Annotated in this window: 13 protein-coding genes and 1 pseudogene; 5 read left to right on the forward strand and 9 right to left on the reverse strand. The window is 56.9% G+C overall.

Going from position 1 to position 13,859, the window contains the following annotated elements; translation table 11 throughout:
- Positions 1-90 precede the first annotated feature (90 nt).
- Complete coding sequence (locus tag AC07P6_RS23945) at positions 91-774, reverse strand: extensin-like domain-containing protein (protein WP_478314863.1); 684 nt, start codon at positions 772-774, stop codon at positions 91-93.
- A gap of 99 nt (positions 775-873) precedes the next feature.
- Between AC07P6_RS23945 and ddlA the strand changes: the two genes are divergently transcribed.
- Positions 874-1,971 carry a D-alanine--D-alanine ligase gene (ddlA, locus tag AC07P6_RS23950; protein WP_478314864.1) on the forward strand — a complete coding sequence of 366 codons (1,098 nt, stop codon included), beginning with the start codon at positions 874-876 and terminating at the stop codon, positions 1,969-1,971.
- Positions 1,972-2,368: 397 nt separating this feature from the next.
- Here ddlA and AC07P6_RS23955 read toward each other — a convergent pair whose 3' ends face one another.
- A complete protein-coding gene (locus tag AC07P6_RS23955) occupies positions 2,369-2,572 on the reverse strand; it encodes a DUF2754 family protein (protein ID WP_110273818.1) in 204 nt (67 codons plus the stop codon).
- A gap of 380 nt (positions 2,573-2,952) precedes the next feature.
- Here AC07P6_RS23955 and AC07P6_RS23960 point away from each other — a divergent pair, with 380 nt between their 5' ends.
- Positions 2,953-3,255, forward strand: coding sequence for a DUF2755 family protein (locus AC07P6_RS23960; protein ID WP_112214084.1), 303 nt, complete (start codon positions 2,953-2,955; stop codon positions 3,253-3,255).
- Here AC07P6_RS23960 and AC07P6_RS23965 read toward each other — a convergent pair.
- From AC07P6_RS23965 to AC07P6_RS23975, 3 genes are all read right to left on the reverse strand, one after another.
- Positions 3,252-4,358, reverse strand: a complete 1,107-nt coding sequence (locus AC07P6_RS23965) for a DUF1615 domain-containing protein (RefSeq protein WP_478314865.1) — start codon at positions 4,356-4,358, stop codon at positions 3,252-3,254. The genes AC07P6_RS23960 and AC07P6_RS23965 overlap by 4 nt on opposite strands.
- A gap of 18 nt (positions 4,359-4,376) precedes the next feature.
- The gene (sbmA, locus tag AC07P6_RS23970; protein WP_181486482.1) at positions 4,377-5,597 is read right to left on the reverse strand and encodes a peptide antibiotic transporter SbmA; all 1,221 of its coding nucleotides are present in this window, start codon (positions 5,595-5,597) and stop codon (positions 4,377-4,379) included.
- Between the two features lie 116 nt (positions 5,598-5,713).
- A complete protein-coding gene (locus tag AC07P6_RS23975) occupies positions 5,714-6,226 on the reverse strand; it encodes a cysteine hydrolase family protein (RefSeq protein ID WP_478317075.1) in 513 nt (170 codons plus the stop codon).
- Positions 6,227-6,448: 222 nt separating this feature from the next.
- Here AC07P6_RS23975 and ampH point away from each other — a divergent pair, with 222 nt between their 5' ends.
- Complete coding sequence (gene ampH / locus AC07P6_RS23980; protein ID WP_110273823.1) at positions 6,449-7,609, forward strand: D-alanyl-D-alanine-carboxypeptidase/endopeptidase AmpH; 1,161 nt, start codon at positions 6,449-6,451, stop codon at positions 7,607-7,609.
- Positions 7,610-7,715: 106 nt separating this feature from the next.
- Positions 7,716-8,690, forward strand: coding sequence for a porphobilinogen synthase (hemB, locus tag AC07P6_RS23985; RefSeq protein ID WP_478314866.1), 975 nt, complete (start codon positions 7,716-7,718; stop codon positions 8,688-8,690).
- Positions 8,691-8,775: 85 nt separating this feature from the next.
- Here hemB and AC07P6_RS23990 read toward each other — a convergent pair.
- A pseudogene (locus AC07P6_RS23990) lies at positions 8,776-9,266 on the reverse strand (REP-associated tyrosine transposase).
- Between the two features lie 260 nt (positions 9,267-9,526).
- On the opposite strand from AC07P6_RS23990, the gene olsF reads away from it, so the two are divergent.
- Entirely contained in the window at positions 9,527-11,245 is a 1,719-nt protein-coding gene (gene olsF / locus AC07P6_RS23995) for a bifunctional ornithine lipid synthase OlsF (RefSeq protein WP_181483398.1), read from the forward strand.
- 171 nt (positions 11,246-11,416) lie between these two features.
- Here olsF and tauD read toward each other — a convergent pair whose 3' ends face one another.
- From tauD to tauB, 3 genes are read right to left on the reverse strand one after another with little or no spacing between them, the layout of a single operon-like run.
- Positions 11,417-12,268, reverse strand: a complete 852-nt coding sequence (tauD, locus tag AC07P6_RS24000) for a taurine dioxygenase (RefSeq protein WP_182236643.1) — start codon at positions 12,266-12,268, stop codon at positions 11,417-11,419.
- The gene (gene tauC / locus AC07P6_RS24005) at positions 12,265-13,092 is read right to left on the reverse strand and encodes a taurine ABC transporter permease TauC (protein ID WP_142982628.1); all 828 of its coding nucleotides are present in this window, start codon (positions 13,090-13,092) and stop codon (positions 12,265-12,267) included. Before tauC ends, tauD begins: the two co-directional genes overlap by 4 nt.
- Positions 13,089-13,856, reverse strand: coding sequence for a taurine ABC transporter ATP-binding subunit (gene tauB / locus AC07P6_RS24010; RefSeq protein WP_478317077.1), 768 nt, complete (start codon positions 13,854-13,856; stop codon positions 13,089-13,091). The genes tauC and tauB overlap by 4 nt, the downstream gene beginning before the upstream one ends.
- Positions 13,857-13,859 lie beyond the last annotated feature (3 nt).

A 13,859-nucleotide genomic window follows, 5' to 3' on the forward strand; every position in this document is an offset into this window, starting at 1 on the left:
CGCTGGCGCGGAGTTTGGTGTTTTATGGCATCTGATTACGCTCAGGCAAACAATTTCATGGTGAAAGACCTTGTATGCAGCGCGATATGCTCAGAAACAGAAACGCTGGCCGCGCATCCCGAGGTGAAAATGATTAGCATGAGCCGCGTTATAGTCCGGCCCTAACGCGTTACCAAAATAACTGCATCCGTTGGTCAGCAGCGATTGCAGCCAGGGGTGATACTTCGCATCGGGCCATCCCTTCAGCACGCTTATCCGTCGCCCATCGGCCAAGCGAAAACCGCTAATATCCAGCGCCTCCGCGGTGGCATGTTCGCTGCGCCGCGCGTTCTGGCGATGATAAATATTGCGACAGGCAAAGCTGCCAAAATGCTCGACCTGGCGCAGTTCGCTCGCCAGTAGCTGACGAGTCAGCGGTTTTGCCTGCTGTTCCATATACAGCGCGCTGCTCAGCGCCAGCGGACAGCTTGCAAGGAAGCTACTGCTCAGCTTTATTGCACCAAAATCGCGTACCCGCACCACGTTTTGCAAAGGACACTCTCCCCCGCTATCGGCGACCGGTTGGCTGGTAATGATCTGCCTACGATTAGCCTCCTCTAGCAGGCCAGAACACTGCTCGGGCGTCAATCGACGCAGCTTGTAGTGACTGATTAACCCGGGCGGGTCTTCCAGGCGCAACGGCACCAGCGGATTATACTGCGGTGGAAGATAACGATATCCGTAATACCCGGCTGACAGCAGCGCTAACAGAGCGATAAGACCTTTTCCTTTCACGCTACCTCCCAATGCTTTACAAGGTAAATATTATGGCAGCCAGGCGGCTCTTTCACATGCTATGTTATGCGCTTTGATGTAATCAGGATGGAAGTTGAAATGGCTAAGATGAGGGTTGGGATCGTTTTTGGCGGTAAATCGGCAGAGCATGAAGTGTCGTTACAGTCAGCGAAAAATATCGTGGAAGCGATTGATAAAACGCGTTTCGACGTGGTTCTGTTAGGGATTGATAAGCAGGGAATTTGGCATATCAACGATGCCAGCAACTATCTGCTCAATCCGCAGGACCCTGCCCACATTGCCCTGCGTCCATCCGATGTTACGCTGGCGCAAATCCCGGGCCGTGATGCCCAGCAGCTGATTAACGCCGATAGCGGTCAGCCGCTGGCGGCCATCGATGTGATCTTCCCGATTGTCCACGGTACCCTCGGGGAAGATGGCTCCCTGCAAGGCATGCTGCGGATGGCGAATTTGCCTTTCGTCGGCTCCGACGTCCTCGGCTCCGCCGCCTGCATGGACAAAGATGTCACCAAGCGTCTGCTGCGCGATGCCGGTCTGTCGATTGCACCGTTTATCACCCTCACCCGCGCCAACCGCAATCAGCTGAGCTTCGCCGACGTGCAGGCGCAACTCGGCCTGCCGCTGTTCGTTAAACCGGCGAACCAGGGTTCCTCAGTGGGCGTCAGTAAGGTAAATAGCGAAGAGCAGTACCAGCAGGCCGTGGCGCTGGCCTTTGAATTTGACCATAAAGTGGTGGTTGAGCAGGGAATTAAAGGGCGTGAAATAGAGTGCGCTGTGCTGGGTAACGATAGCCCACAGGCCAGCACCTGCGGCGAAATCGTCCTCAATAGCGAATTCTACGCCTACGACACCAAATACATTGACGATCAGGGCGCGAAGGTGGTGGTTCCAGCGGCTATCGACAGCGACGTGAACGATAAAATTCGCGAGATCGCCGTTCGTGCTTACCAGACGCTGGGATGCAGCGGCATGGCGCGTGTTGATGTTTTCCTGACCGCCGATAACGACGTGGTGATTAACGAAATCAACACCCTGCCGGGCTTCACCAATATCAGCATGTATCCGAAACTGTGGCAGGCCAGCGGTCTGGATTACACCAGCCTGATTAGCCGCCTGATTGAGCTGGCGCTGGAGCGTCACGCCGCCGATCGCGCGCTGAAAACATCAATGAATTAATCCGGGATAGCGGTTAACTTTGCCGGGCGGCGGCTAGCGCCTTGCCCGGCCTACAGGTTCACCATCGACTGCGGGCCGGTAGCCCGGACAGGTGCACCAGCACCGCCTCCGGGAAACAACGCGCAACGCAGCTTCGGTTTATCGCCCCGGTCGCGGCTAGCGCCTTACCGAGGCTACGGATTCACAGCCATCTGCAGGCCGGTAGCCCGGACAGGTGCGCCAGCACCGCCTCCGGGAAACAACGCGCAATGCAGCTTCTGATTATCTCCCCGGTCGCGGCTAGCGCCTTACCGGGGCTACGGGTTCACCATCGACTGCGAGCCGGTAGCCCGGACAGGTGCGCCAGCACCGCCTCCGGGAAACAACGCGCAATGCAGCTTCTGATTATCTCCCCGGCTCACGCTTCCTCGACCGGACGACGGCGAATAATAAACCCGGCAATCCAGAAGCTAATCACCCACGTCACCAGCCCAACGGCGTATGAACGCCAGCCCTCGGTTTCAAAGCCCAGCAGCCCAACCACGCCATTCATAATAAAAATTAACCCCAGCGCAACCGCGTAATAGTGCCAGTCGCGGCGAATTTTTTCAGTGAGCTTCATGATGACTCCGACAACAAAAAAAGCATCTTCGCATAGCCGCCATCGCCGGTCTGTAGCCGAGTTGAGAATTGTCGCACATTGCGATATTGGTCTAAATTTCACAAATTTGTAGCAAACTCGCAAACCGGTGAAATCAGGAACATTCCTGGACGGAAATTACCAGCAATCTGATACTGAAATCCGATCCTCATTGCCAGAATAGCCTCTATACACATCATCCTTCAAACTGCCTCTTTGTTGGCTACGTCTTCTCACCCCAGTCACTTACTTGAGTAAGCTCCTGGGGATTCTCAGACTTGCCGCCTCGATGCATCTTGAATGATTTTGTGTATATGTAGATCGCTGAAAAATCGGCAGGAAAGCGAAGTACGGAGGTAAATATGGCAGAGTTCACCTTTGCAAAGACCACCAACGGCAGCAAAAAGAGGAGGTCTATAACCAGCAGCAACATCGCTTACGCCCTGTTTGTGCTGTTTTGCTTCTGGGCCGGCGCGCAGATGCTGAGCATGCTGATACACACTCCCGGCGTTTTTGAGCATTTAATTCAAATGCAGGACAGCAGCCGCCCCAGGGTCGAAATAGGCCTGGTGGTCGGGACCCTGTTTGGCCTGGTCCCTTTTCTATTGGGCTGTATATTGATTGGAATATTGGGGATAGCTTCTCGCTGGCGCAGCCAGCACTAGCGGCGCGCCATACAGTTGGCCCGTCGATCATCCACCCGTTTGGCAAACCAGGCGGTAGTCAGATTACGGGTGATTTTCGGACTCTCAAGCTGGATCCCCGGCAATACTTCTCGCGGCAGCGCTTTACCGGCTTTCTTATCGGCAATACGAAACACCTTCTTGTAGAGATCGCTCTCCTCAAACGCCAGCGTATCGCCCTTCTTCAGTTGACGATGGATATCGTCATCGCTCATCGCCAGCTGTGAGGATAAACGGCGCACCGCCAGCTCGGTGGTTCCGGCTTCGTCGCTATCGTAGCGAATCAAATCGCCATCCAGCGCCAACTTCACGCCCGTCGCCTTAGCCACCGCATTCTGGAAAGCGGCGTTACGGCTGGCGTACCATCCGGCGTTAAAATCGGCAAAACGATACAGCGGCACGCTATAGTTTGCTGGATAGTTCAGCAGATGATAGGTGCCAAACCACAGGCCGCCGCGCAGGCTGAACACTTCCTGACGCACGGTGCCGTCCATTTTCCACGGATAGCCGTCGGTATGCTGCTGGGCGAAGGCGATGCTGACCTGCATCGGACCGCCGGTATGCACCGGATTCAGCGAGCCAAACAGCTTCTGCCCCATTGGCACCATGCCGATAAAATCATCGAAAATCGCGCTCAGCTGCTTTTCCGTTTTGACGTTATCCAGGCGTTCGCTATAGCTTTTGCCGTTAGGCGAATTGATTTTCAACGCGGTGTGGACCAGGAAAACCGGAATGTGCATTTTCTCCGCCCGGCGGTCTATCTCCTGCCAGGCAATTTTGCTCAGCCCAGGCACCGCAGGATCCGCCTGATAGTTGGACTCCTGCTGCGCTACCGCCAGCACCGAACAGACATTCTCTTCCGTCGGCGCCAGCTTCTGGCTTTCAAACGTTTTGGCGATGGCCTGCGCCCAGGCCTCGCGATCTTTCACGCTGGAAGGCATTTTTTGCCGTACCACGGCGGCAACATCAATCGGCTTTTCCCCCTCTTTCAGCACCGGTTCCGGTTTACTGGAACAGGCGCTAAGCACCATACCTGCCAGTAGCGTCAGGGAGAGTGAAACAAAACGAGATGAGGCTGCTGCCATATTCCTTCCTTGCGATCGTTAACTTAATGTTGTGGTCACTTCCTGCAGCTCTTTGCCATCCAGCTCGCGCTCAAAGCTGCGCAGACGTTTGTAGATGGACATCAGCTCCACCAGCGTCGTCCAGGAGCTAATCAAGTACTGGAATGAACCGCGAACCTGGCTGAAGACGTTGGTTATCTGCGTCATCAGGCCCAGCGTAATCGTACCGGCAACAATCGACGGAAACAGCAGGAACAAACCGAAAACGTTATCCACTTGCAGGTAAAGAATACGAGCGATATTGAAATACATGTAGTGGAAATAGAGACGGAAATAGTTGCGGCGTACGGCGCTGAACAGCTCACGAACGGTCGGCGGCGTCGCGCGGTTGGCATCATCCTCGCCATAAACCAGCTCTTTACGGTAGGCTGCTTCAACGCGCTGGTTTTTAAACTCCAGCCCCGGCAGCTTAATCCCCACCACCGCCAGCAGGCCGGTTCCCATTAACGACCACACAATCGCGGCAATCACCAGGCCGTACGGCAGATGACCAACAATCGGCAAGTCCGGCACGTGCGCGGAGAGCGTCACCAGCACCGGCAGGAAGGCGATAAGCGTCATCACCGCGTTAAGGAAGCTGACTCCCATGCTTTCTAACGTTGAAGCAAAGCGCATAGTGTCTTCCTGCACACGCTGCGCGGCGCCTTCTATATGACGCAAATGCTGCCAGTGCGCCATATAGTGCTCGTTCATGGCGGTACGCCAGCGGAAGACGTAGTGGCTGACGAAGAAGTTGTTCATCACGCCGATAAGCACCGCGATAATCGCGATGCCGAGGAATATGCCTATTTCCTGATAGAACTGATTAATGCTGACCTTATGCGGCGTCGCCAGCGCGCTCTGAATCAAATCGTAGAACGGCGCGTACCAGGCGTTGATCGCCACCCCGACTTCAACGAGGAACCAGGTGACGAAAATAATCAGCGAGGTGCCGAGAATCGACCAATATTGCCAGCGATGTGGGCTGTAAATGAACCAGAACAGGGCGAAAACCCCGACGCACAGCGCGTAGAAGGCGTAGAACACCAGGTAATTAAGCGACCAGAAGCGCGCTGCGCTGATCGCGACATCCTGCGATGCGCCAGTGATTCGCAGCAGCCAGTCGCCGCCGCCCGCCTGCCAAAAGATCACTGCCAGCAGCGACCAGATAAAGGCAGAAATAAAAAACGGCCCCGGTTTGGGGAAAAAAGATTTAAACATCATGCTCTCCTGCTAACTTCTTATCGTTTTATTATGCTGTGTACCACGAAAACGCCCGCCGCAAAGGTGTCGCAGCGGAGCAAAGTGGGCGGGTTATGAGACCGAATGTCAGCGGCTTAGTTCGCCTGCCATTCGCGAAGAATTGTTTCTGTGAGTTTCACGTGTAAAGGATTGCCAGGTACCGTCAAGGTACGCCACACCTCGCTGTAGTGGGCAATCAGCGTGGTGGCCTGCGCCGCCGGGCGATTGGCGGTGGTGTGAGCATCTTCGGCGACGGTAATGGCATAGCCGCGGCTGGCGCCGTTTTTGATGGTGGTATCGACGCAATAATCTGTGGCGCAGCCGCAAATCACAAACTGCTTGATATCATGCTCGTGCAGCACCTCTTCCAGCCGGGTGTGGTAAAAGGCATCGCAAGCGGTCTTGGTGACGTACAGCGCGCCAGCGGGTTGCTCAAGTTCAGGTAGCAAATCAAAACCTTCGCTTCCCTCTTCCAGCCCGCCCTCTTCACTGTGCTGAATGAAGATAACGGTATCCGCCGCCCGCACCAGGCGGTTTATCTGCGCGACGCAGCGTTCGCGCTCAATACGCGGCGTTGCGAAAACGCCGTTTTGCATATCCACTACCATTACCACCCGTTGAGCCGCCATTGTCACTCTCGCTACCAATCATTAGCCAAACGGTAATCATACGCGCCCGCAGGTAAAAGCGGCTATCCAAAAGCATAAAAAAGGATTTTTTACGCCGCGTTACGTTTTTCCGCACAGATTCGCGTTATTCCCGCTTTGCTCGGCGTCGCTTCGTAGTATAAATACGCTCTATATTTTTCTTCACAATGATGGATGCCCCCGTTGAAACGTAGTCTGCTCATTTTTGCTGCGCTGTGCGCGGCGTCGTGGACATCGGTCCAGGCCGCACAACCGAGCGTCGACCCGGAATTCGCCTCTGATGTTGTCGACCGTTACGCTAATCATATCTTCTACGGCAGCGGCGCGACCGGTATGGCGATGGTGGTCATTGACGGTAATCAGCGCGTGTTTCGCAGCTTCGGCGTGACGCGTCCCGGCAGTAATGAGCACCCTCAGCTCGATTCGGTGATTCGTATCGCGTCACTGAGTAAGCTGATGACCAGCGAGATGCTGGTGAAGCTGCTCGACCAGGGAGTGGTGAAGCTCAACGATCCGCTGAGCAAATACGCCCCGCCTGGCGCTCGAGTTCCCACCTATCAAGGGAAGCCCATCACGCTGGTGAATCTGGCGACGCACACCAGCGCCCTGCCGCGTGAACAGCCCGGCGGCGCCGCGCATCGTCCGGTGTTCGTTTGGCCGACGCGCCAGCAGCGCTGGAACTGGTTGACGACGGCCTCGCTGAAGGTCGCTCCTGGTTCGCAGGCTGCCTACTCGAACCTGGCCTTTGACTTACTGGCCGATGCGCTATCTACCGCCTCGGGCAAGCCTTATCCGCAGCTGTTTGAAGAGCAAATAACCCGTCCGCTGGGGATGAAAGACACCACCTTTACCCCCTCGCCGGACCAGTGTCAGCGTCTGATGATCCCTGAGAAAGGGGCCAGCCCGTGCAACAACACCCTGGCCGCTATCGGCAGCGGCGGCGTCTACTCCACGCCGGGCGACATGATGCGCTGGATGCAGCAGTTCCTCTCTTCTGACTTCCACACTCGAGGTCAGCAGGCGGATCGTATGCAAACGCTGATTTATCAGCGCAGCCAGTTAACGAAGGTGATCGGCATGGACGTGCCGGGGAAAGCCGATGCGTTGGGCCTCGGCTGGGTTTATATGAAGCCGAAAAACGGTCAGCCGGGGATTATCCAGAAGACCGGCGGCGGCGGCGGTTTTATCACCTATATGGCGATGAATCCGCAAGCTAACGTTGGCGCGTTTGTGGTGGTCACCCGCTCGCCGTTGACGCGCTTTAACAATATGAGCGACGGCATCAACGATCTGGTCAGCGAATTAAGCGGCGTTCGCCCCACCATTGAGACAGCCAGTCAATAGCCTTTAGGGGTGTTTTGCCTGCGATTCATCAGGATCGTTTTGGCAAAACATCCCGCCGCCAATTCAGGTAGACTATCTTTTTTCATTTCACAAAATCAGGCAAACCATGACAGATTTAATCACTCGCCCACGCCGCCTGCGCAAGTCCGCTTCGCTACGTGCCATGTTTGAAGAGACAACACTGAGTTTGAACGACCTGGTGTTGCCGATCTTTGTTGAAGAAGAAATCGACGATTACAAAGCCATCGAGGCCATGCCCGGCGTGATGCGCATTCCGGAAAAGCATCTGGCGCGCGAGATTGAGCGCATTGCCAACGCCGGTATCCGTTCAGTGATGACCTTCGGGATTTCCCACCACACCGACGCCACCGGCAGCGATGCCTGGAACGAAAACGGCCTGGTGGCGCGCATGTCCCGCATCTGCAAACAAGCGGTGCCGGAGATGATCGTGATGTCCGATACCTGCTTCTGCGAGTACACCTCGCACGGTCACTGCGGCGTACTGTGCGATCACGGTGTCGATAACGATTTGACCCTTATCAACCTCGGTAAGCAGGCGGTGGTAGCCGCAGCCGCAGGCGCGGATTTTATCGCCCCTTCCGCCGCGATGGACGGTCAGGTGCAGGCAATTCGCCAGGCGCTGGACGCAGCCGGATTCACCAATACGGCGATTATGTCCTACTCCACCAAGTTCGCCTCATCATTCTACGGCCCGTTCCGTGAAGCCGCGGGTACCGCGCTAAAAGGCGACCGTAAAACCTATCAAATGAGCCCGATGAACCGCCGTGAAGCGATTCGCGAATCGCTGCTTGACGAAGCCCAGGGCGCCGACTGCCTGATGGTCAAACCGGCCGGTCCATACCTCGATATCCTGCGCGACCTGCGCGAGCGCACCAACCTGCCATTAGGTGCCTATCAGGTAAGCGGCGAATACGCGATGATGAAATTCGCCGCCCAGGCCGGTGCTATCGACGAAGAGAAAGTGGTACTGGAAAGCCTCGGCGCCATCAAACGTGCCGGTGCGGATCTGATCTTCAGCTACTTCGCCCTCGATCTGGCCGAAAAGAAAATCCTGCGTTAATTCAGGTCCCCGGGCTACGGGCTCACAGTTTTCTGTGGGTTGGTAGCCCGGACAGGCGCAACGCGCCGCCTCCGGGAAAGTCACCTTAACGACGCTCGCCGCATAATAATTCCTTCACCTCCCCACCCCAATCAACAGGATACAAACTACGACTTACATCGCGATGAAAGGTTGAATAGGGCCAATCCCGTACCTGCCTTACCCCCCGTGCTTAACCGGATTGATATAAATGTAATCAACATGGCTACGATAGTCCTCTTGGTTACGAATGGCGTGTGCCCAATACCTTGGTTGCCACACGCTTTGCGCGCCTGTTAAACCTGAAAAATGCTTTTTAATTGATCGCCAGCGCGATGGAAAATCGCTGTCGTTGCCAGGTAAGGTCCAGACGCAATGAAGGTGTTCGGGGAGCACAACCCAGGCATCAATATGAAAAGGTTTCTGTTTGCGGACTATTGCCACCGCCTGGCGTAATGCATCAATACGATGAACCAGAAACCGACTCTCTCTGTCGCGTAAATTGACGGTGAAAAACCAAGTCCCTCCATTAATGTAATGACGACGATAATCGACCATCGGATGCCCCCTGCCAAAGATTTTTTGCCTGTTCCACCAGGATAAAAGAGGGTGAGGTTAGAAGGCAATTAACTGGACATCAATCTGGAAAAGCGCTCGCAACTTTTTCACATATAGCCTTCCCGGAGGCGGCGCTGCGCGCCTGTCCGGGCTACCTGCTCCGGCCCCCGTAGCTCGCCCCCCCCCAAATCTTCACTCAACTGTAATCTGAGCGACATCTGCGCCTTCTACTGTCTGGGCAGGACGGAGGAGGTGCCACCATGTTTAGTCTCGACAATGTACTCGATGACCTGTGGCCTCAGGCGAGGCCAGCCCCCTGGCAGAAAAAGGTGCTGAAAAAGCTCCTGCATGAGGAAGAGTTTCAACAGTTTGCCGCACGTCACCACCACCTGAAAGGACTGGATACGGTCGAACAGGTGCTCGAACATCTCAATATCCGCTGCGCTATCCCGGCGCACGATCTCGAAAAAATCCCCGAACATGGCCCGCTGGTCATTATCGCCAACCACCCCACCGGCACGCTCGACGGCCTGGCGCTGCTCTACGCCGTCTCCCGGGTACGCCGCGATGTCAAAGTGGTTACCAACCGCATGCTTAACCATCTCGAACCGATGAGTTCGCTGTTTATTCCGGTCGATAATATTAATGGCCGCACCGCCAAAGCGGCGCTACAGCAAATGGACCAGCAGTTGCAAAACGGCGGCGTGCTGATTTTCTTCCCGGCAGGCGAAGTTTCACGCCTGACCCGTCGCGGCATCCGCGATAAAAAGTGGCACTCTGGATTTATTAAACTAGCGGCCAAATACCGCGCCCCGCTGCTCCCGGCGTGGATACGCGCGCACAACAGCGCGCTGTTTTACGCCAGCACCCTGGTGTCGGCAAATCTCCCGCTGCTCCTGTTGATGCAGCAAATGTTCCGCCGCCGCAACAGCAGCCTACCGGTCAATATTGGGCAACAGATTGCCTGGTCAGCTTGGTTCGACCCGCAGGCCTCTTCTCGCGAGCTCACCGAACGCTGCTACCGTCATCTGGAACAACTCGGAAAAGGGCTGCCGGGGATCTTTAAAACCGAAAGCACTATCGCTCGTCCCGAAGCCCGGGCTCTGCTCAAGCGTGAACTAAGTAAGGCCGAAACGCTGGGACGCACGGCGGATGGCAAAATCATTTATCTCTGGCAGCGCCACGGTCAGGAAGACGCGCCGGTGCTGCGCGAGCTGGGGCGTCTGCGGGAAATTGCCTTTCGCGCGGTCGGTGAAGGTAGCGGTAAACGTCGCGACGTAGACGGTTACGACGATGACTATCTGCACCTGATTTTGTGGGATGAAGAAGACCTTGAGATCGTCGGTGCATACCGCTTTATGCCGACCGCCATGCAGCTGGAAAAACGCGGGCTGGAAGGGATTTACAGCTCCAGCCTGTTCCATTACGACGAACGCATGGACGATATTCTTCAGCACGGCATTGAGCTGGGGCGCAGCTTTATCCAGCCGCGCTACTGGGGTCGTCGTGGCCTGGACTATTTGTGGTCCGGCATCGGCGCGTATCTGGCGCGCTATCCGCACTATCGTTATCTATTTGGCCCGGTATCCATTTCTGGCGGCTTGCCGCCTGCCGCGCGGGATCTGCTGGTGGCGTTTTACCGCCTGTGGTTCCCGGCAACTCATCCGCTGGCGGAGTCTCGTCGCCCCTACCCCGCCTCACTGCCCGATGTGCTGGCACAGTTTGCCGGTGAGGATTATAACGACGACCTGGCCCGACTGAAGTCCCTGCTCGGCAATCTCGGCTGCGCGATCCCGCCGCTGTATAAGCAGTACTCGGAAGTCTGCGAGCCGGGCGGCGTACAGTTTATCGATTTCGGCAGCGACCCGGATTTCAATAACTGCGTGGATGGTCTGGTGCTGGTAGATTTGACCTATCTGAAGGCGAATCGATATCAGCGCTATATTGGCGTGCATCTGGATGCGCAAAAATCGGCATAAAAACCTTTTCCCGGAGGCGGCGCGCTGCGCCTGTCCGGGCTACGGGTTTACAGCTTTCTGCGGGCCGGTAGCCCGGACAGATGCGCAGCATCGCCTCCGGGAAGCCGCGCGCAATGCAGCTTCCGATTTTCTCTACGGCTCGCGGCGGATGCCTTAGCCAGGCTACAGGAATTACCCCGCCCGGTAATACGGCTTGTCCCCGAGGATCGTCGCCCGGTGCATAATTCGCCGCTGCGGTAGGTAATCGGCGTTAGCGTAATGCTGGGTTACGCGGTTATCCCAAATCGCCACATCGTTCGGCTGCCAGCGCCAGCGCACCTGGAAGTCCGGTTTGGTGACGTGGGCAAACAAGAAGCTCAGCAGCGCCTCGCTCTCTTTCTCCGTCACGTCAACGATGCGGGTCGTAAACCCTTCATTCACAAACAGCGCCTGCTTGCCGGTTACCGGATGGGTTCGCACCACCGGATGCAGCAGCGGCGGATTTTTCGCCACCGCCTCCAGCCAGCGCTGATGCTCCTCTTCGGTTTTACGATATTTATACTCCTGGAACGATTTACGGAAATCATGCTCCGCGCGCAGGCCGCCCAGCAGCTGACGAAATGGCTCAGAGAGCGCCTCGTACGCGGCAATGCCGCTGGTCCATAGGGTATCGCCGCCGGTAGACGGCAGCTCTTTTGCCGCCAGAATCGCCCCGGCGGGCGGCGTTTCAATAAAGGTAACGTCAGTGTGCCAGTTATCGTTATCCGGCGGATTATCGTCGTGAGTATCGAGAACGATAATTTCATCAACGCCGGGAGCATGTGGATAGACCGGGTGAATATGCAGGTCGCCAAAGCGCAGGGCGAGATTGCGCTGCTGCTCAGGGGTAATATTCTGCTCGCGCAGGAACACCACCTGATGGCGCAGCACCGCGTGATACAGCTGCTCGAACTGGTTGTCGCTCAGCGGGCGGGTAATGTCGACACCGGATACCTGTGCGCCAATATAAGGCCCCAGCGGGGTAATGCTTAAACGTTCGCTCATTGTACTTCTCCATGCCAGGGGGTCAGGCGACGTTGCAGCGCGCGCAGTCCCAGTTCCAGTAAAAAGGCGATGATCGCAATCACCGCGATCCCGGCCAGCACCACATCGGTGGCGAGGAATTCACCGGCGGACTGCACCATAAAACCTAAGCCGCGGGTAGCGGCAATCAGCTCTGCGGCCACCAGCGTTGACCAGCCGACGCCAAGCCCGATGCGCAGGCCGGTCAGAATTTCCGGCAGCGCGCCGGGCAGGATCACCAGCCACAGCACCTGCGCTTTGCTGGCGCCTAAAGATTGCGCGGCGCGAATGCGTACCTGCTGGGCGCTTTTGACGCCCGCCAGCGCCGACATCGCCACCGGCGCGAATATCGCCAGGTAGATCAGCAGGATCTTTGAGGTCTCGCCGATGCCAAACCAGATAACCATCAGCGGTAAATAAGCCAGCGGCGGCACCGGGCGGTAAAGCTCGATCAGCGGGTCGAGGATCCCGCGCACCGTTGGGCTCAGCCCCATGGCGATCCCTACCGGCACGCCGAGCAGCACCGCCGCCAGCAGCGCGATCACGATACGCGTCAGGCTCGCCGCCAGATGCTGCCAGAGAGTGGCATCCATAAAGCCCTGCGGCCCGGCGATGGTTATCAGCTTCTGCAATACCTGCCCCGGCGGCGGCAGAAACAGCGGACTAATCAGCTGTAGGGCGGCGACGGCCCACCAGATAACCAGCAGCACCGCCAGGGTTGCCACGCTCAGGGTGAACTGGCGCGAGAACGGCCAGCGCCACTTCAGCGCCCGCTGACGCGGTTTGTCGTTAATGACGATACTCATGAGAAAGCCTCCCGTTGCTCAAATACCCGGCTGAGGACGTATTCACGCTGTTCGATAAATTTCGGGTCCGATTTGATACTGCGGCAGGATTCCCCGGCAACAAAGCGGCGGCCAAAATCGAGCGGCAGACGTTCAAGAACGCGCCCTGGCCCCGGCGAGAGCAGCACCAGCTCGGTGGCCATAAACACCGCCTCTTCGATATCGTGGGTAATCAGCAGCACCTTCTTGCCGCTCTCATGCCACAGACTGAGCAGCAGGGTTTGCATTTGCTCACGGGTGAAAGCATCCAGAGCGCCAAACGGTTCATCAAGGAGCAGCAGCTGCGGGTTGGCCGCCAGCGCGCGGGCAATCCCTACCCGCTGCCGCTGACCGCCGGAGAGCTGCCAGATAAAGCGCTTTTCCGCCCCTTCAAGGCCCACTTTTTTCAGCATCTGCGCGGCGGTTGCCCGGCGCTGCGTTTTGTCGACGCCCGCTAGCTGCAACCCGAGCGAGACGTTATCCTGCACGTTGCGCCACGGCAGCAGCCCTTCGTGCTGAAATACCACACCGCGATCGGCCCCCGGCCCTTCAACCCGCTGCCCTTCAAGAGTGATGCTGCCGTGCTGATAAGGCACGAATCCGGCAATCAGGTTCAGCAGGGTGGTTTTACCGCAGCCGGAGGGGCCAAGGACCACCAGCAGTTCACCGCTGTCCAGCGTCAGGTTGATATCCGCCAGCGCCGATTTACCGCCGTAGTCGGCAGAAAGGTGCGAGATGTGCAGCATCAT

The organism is Klebsiella sp. GFKo11, from assembly GCF_056490265.1.

Bases quoted from the DNA above. Each gene is read 5' to 3' on its own strand.
- AC07P6_RS23965 (WP_478314865.1), bottom strand. From the start codon at position 4,358: ATGGCAGCAGCCTCATCTCGTTTTGTTTCACTCTCCCTGACGCTACTG.
- tauB (WP_478317077.1), bottom strand. From the start codon at position 13,856: ATGCTGCACATCTCGCACCTTTCTGCCGACTACGGCGGTAAATCGGCG.
- hemB (WP_478314866.1), top strand. From the start codon at position 7,716: ATGACAGATTTAATCACTCGCCCACGCCGCCTGCGCAAGTCCGCTTCG.
- ddlA (WP_478314864.1), top strand. From the start codon at position 874: ATGGCTAAGATGAGGGTTGGGATCGTTTTTGGCGGTAAATCGGCAGAG.
- AC07P6_RS23955 (WP_110273818.1), bottom strand. From the start codon at position 2,572: ATGAAGCTCACTGAAAAAATTCGCCGCGACTGGCACTATTACGCGGTT.
- AC07P6_RS23960 (WP_112214084.1), top strand. From the start codon at position 2,953: ATGGCAGAGTTCACCTTTGCAAAGACCACCAACGGCAGCAAAAAGAGG.
- sbmA (WP_181486482.1), bottom strand. From the start codon at position 5,597: ATGTTTAAATCTTTTTTCCCCAAACCGGGGCCGTTTTTTATTTCTGCC.
- tauD (WP_182236643.1), bottom strand. From the start codon at position 12,268: ATGAGCGAACGTTTAAGCATTACCCCGCTGGGGCCTTATATTGGCGCA.
- tauC (WP_142982628.1), bottom strand. From the start codon at position 13,092: ATGAGTATCGTCATTAACGACAAACCGCGTCAGCGGGCGCTGAAGTGG.
- AC07P6_RS23975 (WP_478317075.1), bottom strand. From the start codon at position 6,226: ATGGTAGTGGATATGCAAAACGGCGTTTTCGCAACGCCGCGTATTGAG.
- olsF (WP_181483398.1), top strand. From the start codon at position 9,527: ATGTTTAGTCTCGACAATGTACTCGATGACCTGTGGCCTCAGGCGAGG.